This is a genomic window from Sphingomonas sp. LH128, from assembly GCF_000293195.2.
Lineage (GTDB): Bacteria > Pseudomonadota > Alphaproteobacteria > Sphingomonadales > Sphingomonadaceae > Novosphingobium > Novosphingobium resinovorum_A.
On sequence record NZ_ALVC01000070.1, the window covers coordinates 1 to 3,623 of the forward strand.

The window sequence follows — 3,623 nt, forward strand, 5'->3', positions numbered from 1 at the left end:
TCGTTCTCGACGATCCTGATACCCATCTCCGACATCGCCGCCATGACGTCCTCGATCTGGTCTGCGGTCATCTGATCCTGCGGCAGGGCAAGGTTCAGCTCATCGACGGTGATCGTGCCGCGACGCCTGGCATAGGCTATGAACTTGGCGACAGAGCCGCGGCTCGCCTCGATAACCGGCGCTTCGAACTCTCCGCCGCGTTCATTCTTGCTCATGTCCAGGTCGTCAACTCGTCAGTAAGGCCTCGCCTCGCGAGGGCCTGATGGCAATTCGGGAGGCCCCTTGCCGTACAAGCACGCCAAGTTCCAGCATCCTTTCCACGACTTCCTGAGCATTTGAGCCCTATTCATCGCGGCAGGAGAACACCCTGCTTCATTCCTGGCTTCGTGCACCGTTGGGTCCCGGTTTCGGAAATCTGCCGGCCGTGCGAGTGTTCTGAAACTGCCCCGCACTAGAGCGTAATGTGAAACAATGCAGCCAAGTGGAACTGGCGGCCTTGCATCGATTAGAAGGAAGCTGGGGGGCTGTGCCCCGGCCGCCCGTGCTCTATGAGGCCATCATGCGTAAAACGATCCTCCTCGCCGCCTCGCTCGCCATCGCCACACCCGCCCATGCCTGGGGACCGGTCGGTCACCGCATCACCGGGGCGATCGCCGACGAGAACCTGAGCGGCCTTGCCCGGGCCAATGTCCGCCTGCTGCTCGGAACCGAGGATCTCGCCGAAGCGGCAACCTGGCCCGATGACATGAAGTCCGATCCCGACGTCTTCTGGCAGAAGCAGGCCAGCCCCTGGCACTACGTGACCGTCGCCGGCGAGGACTACAAGGCATCCGACGGGCCAGCCGCTGGGGACGCGATGACCGCGCTGTCGCGTTTCACCGCTACCCTGCGCGATCCCAAGTCCACGCCCGACGACAAGCGCCTGGCGCTTCGTTTCATCGTCCATATCATCGGCGACCTGCATCAGCCGCTCCATGCCGGAACCGGTACCGATCGCGGCGGCAATGCGGTCTCGGTCACCTGGTTCGGCAAGTCGACCAATCTCCACTCGGTGTGGGATTCGGCGCTCATCGAGCAACGCTCGCTGTCCTATTCCGAGTACGCCGCCTGGCTGTCGCGATCGATCACACCGGCCGATGTCATCGCCTGGAACGAGCGCGATCCCGCGGTCTGGATCCACGAGAGCATCGCCCTGCGCAAGACGATCTACCCTGCCGATCCGGCACTCTCGTGGGATTACGCGTACGCCCACCGCACCGAGATCGACGATCGCCTGAAACGCGCCGGCGTTCGCATCGCCGCCTATCTCAACTGGGTGTTCGACACGCCTCTGCCTACCGGGACGGCCGCGAAACGGTAGAAGGCGCGAAGCAAGCCTAGAGCATCTCGAGCCGGCTGCGCTTTACGGGGGGCGGGAAGGCGTGCTCGAGCGCCGCGAGATCGCCTTGCGTCAGAACCAGATCCACAGCGGCACGGTTCTCCCGAACATGCGCGATCGAGGCGGCTTTGGGAATGGGCAGGACGCCCGGCCTTGTCATCAGCCACGCGAGGGCGACCTGCGCCGCACTGGCACCGTGCCGCAATGCCACCTCGCGCAGCACCGTATGGCCGAGCAGCCTTCCCTGCTCGACCGGACTGTAGGCCATGACGGGAATACGGCGGCGCTCGAGCCATGGGATCAGTTCGAACTCGGGGCCGCGCCGTGCAAGATTGTAGAGGATCTGGTTCGCGGCGCAGGCTTCGCCGCCGGCGGCAGCAAGATCCTCCATGTCTTCGGTATCGAGATTGCTGACGCCCCAGCGCGCTACAAGGCCTGCGGCGACCAGTTCCTCCATGGCCTCCACCGTTTCGGCGAGGGCAACATTGCCGCGCCAGTGCAGGAGGTAGAGGTCGAGCTGATCGGTTCCGAGGCGTTTCAGGCTCGCCTCGCAGGCTCGGCGCAGCCGCTTGCCGGATGCATTCTGCGGATAGGCCTTGCTGACAAGGAAGACCGCCTCGCGCCGCCCGGCTATCGCCTCGCCGACCACCCGCTCGGCCTCACCATCGGCATACATCTCGGCGGTGTCTATCAGGGTCAGGCCAAGTTCGATGCCTTCCCGCAAGGCCGCGACCTCGGCCGCGCGGCGATCGGGGCTCTCGCCCATCATCCAGGTGCCCTGCCCCAATGCGGGAACGCTCATGCCATCGGCGAACGAAATCATTCTCATGGTAGAGGCAATACCTCGCAGGCACCCGGGTTCGCACGGCAAGATATAGGGGCCGGATCAAGAAATCTCACCCCGCCGATTCAACGCCTTTTCGTAAGGCTCCGGAATGTCATCGACCAGCGTGGCCGCGCCATTTCGGCGATGCTGTGCTCCCATTCGCGCCGGGCTACACCGCTCATGTGGTAGATGCCGCGGGGGCTCAGAGGTGCCGATGCCCGCTCGAAACCATCGCCCCGCCGGCGCCGGAACCGCATCGTCGCCGCCTCGCCCAGTGATATGCCCACGACGTGTTCGTAGATCGGGCGATCGCGGTGCCAGCCGATCCCTGCGCCGGGATCGTAGCGGATCAGCAGGGCCTGGATCATTTCATCGGGCTCGAGCCCAGCAAATATCGCCGCCCGGTCACGAAAGGGCGCCAGCCAGTCGGGGATCGGCGGAGCTTGCCTCGTCCGCCCCAGCTCGAAATCGTAGTTCCAGCCGAAAGACGTCGTCAGCCGCTTGCCGGTCCAGCCCTGGAAGCGAAACGGCGTGAGATCGCTCGCATCGATATGCGCGATCAGCATGCGTTCCTCGGCCGCGTCGATGATGTCGCTGCGCAGGGCCAGTCCCGGCAGCACGGGCGCGTCGAACAGATCGAGCATCATGCCGCCTGTCCTTCGCGAAACATCGGCAGTTCGACTTCTCCGGTAGCTGGCGGGTCGGTGAAGTTCGAGACTGTCACGCCGACCAGGCGGATACCTTTGGCGACGGGAAAGACCAAACGGACAAGGTCGAGCGCAGACTTGCGCAAGGCATCGCGCGTCGTCACCGCGCCCGTCTGACTTCGGCTTCGCGTGATCTGCCGAAAGTCGCCATACTTGATCTTCACCGTCACCGTGCGACCGAATGAGCCGCGGCTTTCGCACCAGTTCCAGACGTCCTCGGCCATTCGCAAGACCCCCGCCTCGATCGCGGCCGGGTCGGTGAGGTCGTGGTCGAAGGTCGTCTCCGACCCCGACGACTTGCGAACCCGGTCCGGGTTCACCGGCCGGTCGTCCTGCCCGCGCGAGATCGCATAATACCAGCCGGCCGAGCTGCCGAAATGCTGCTGGAGAAACTCGAACGACTTCGCCCTGAGATCCGCGCCGGTGGCGATCCCCAGCCGCTTCATCTTGTCCGCCGTGACCGGCCCGACGCCGTGGAACCGGCTGACCGGCAGGACCTCGATCCAGGCCGGCCCCATATCGGGCGTCACCGCGAACTGGCCGTTGGGCTTGCGGTGATCGGACGCAAGCTTTGCGAGAAACTTGTTGTAGGAAATACCTGCCGAGGCCGTCAGGCCGGTTTCTTCCAGAATAGCCGCGCGGATCTGCTTCGCTGTGCGCCATGCCGTCTCGATCCCGCGCCTGTTTGCGGTGACGTCGAGATAGGCCTCGT

Annotated in this window: 5 protein-coding genes; 1 reads left to right on the plus strand and 4 read right to left on the minus strand. The window is 64.6% G+C overall.

Features of this window, described 5'->3' with window-relative positions; all coding sequences use genetic code 11:
• On the minus strand, positions 1–215 hold a 215-nt coding region (locus LH128_RS06465), incomplete at its 3' end, for an RNA polymerase sigma factor region1.1 domain-containing protein (protein ID WP_008828790.1).
• A 344-nt stretch (positions 216–559) separates the two neighbouring features.
• Between LH128_RS06465 and LH128_RS06470 the strand changes: the two genes are divergently transcribed.
• Positions 560–1,360 (plus strand): S1/P1 nuclease, encoded by an 801-nt coding sequence (locus LH128_RS06470; RefSeq protein WP_037518139.1) that lies wholly within the window; start codon positions 560–562, stop codon positions 1,358–1,360.
• 16 nt (positions 1,361–1,376) lie between these two features.
• On the opposite strand, the gene LH128_RS06475 is transcribed toward LH128_RS06470, so the two are convergent.
• The 3 genes from LH128_RS06475 to LH128_RS06485 form a co-directional block, all read right to left on the minus strand.
• Positions 1,377–2,207, minus strand: coding sequence for an aldo/keto reductase (locus LH128_RS06475; protein WP_037518136.1), 831 nt, complete (start codon positions 2,205–2,207; stop codon positions 1,377–1,379).
• Positions 2,208–2,287: 80 nt separating this feature from the next.
• On the minus strand, positions 2,288–2,851 hold the full coding sequence (locus LH128_RS06480) for an alpha-ketoglutarate-dependent dioxygenase AlkB (RefSeq protein ID WP_008828793.1): 564 nt from the start codon (positions 2,849–2,851) through the stop codon (positions 2,288–2,290).
• Positions 2,848–3,623 (minus strand): DinB/UmuC family translesion DNA polymerase (locus LH128_RS06485; protein ID WP_008828794.1); only part of this gene is annotated, 776 nt, incomplete at its 5' end. The genes LH128_RS06485 and LH128_RS06480, both read right to left, overlap by 4 nt.

Bases quoted from the DNA above. Each gene is read 5' to 3' on its own strand.
- LH128_RS06480 (WP_008828793.1), bottom strand. From the start codon at position 2,851: ATGATGCTCGATCTGTTCGACGCGCCCGTGCTGCCGGGACTGGCCCTG.
- LH128_RS06475 (WP_037518136.1), bottom strand. From the start codon at position 2,207: ATGAGAATGATTTCGTTCGCCGATGGCATGAGCGTTCCCGCATTGGGG.
- LH128_RS06470 (WP_037518139.1), top strand. From the start codon at position 560: ATGCGTAAAACGATCCTCCTCGCCGCCTCGCTCGCCATCGCCACACCC.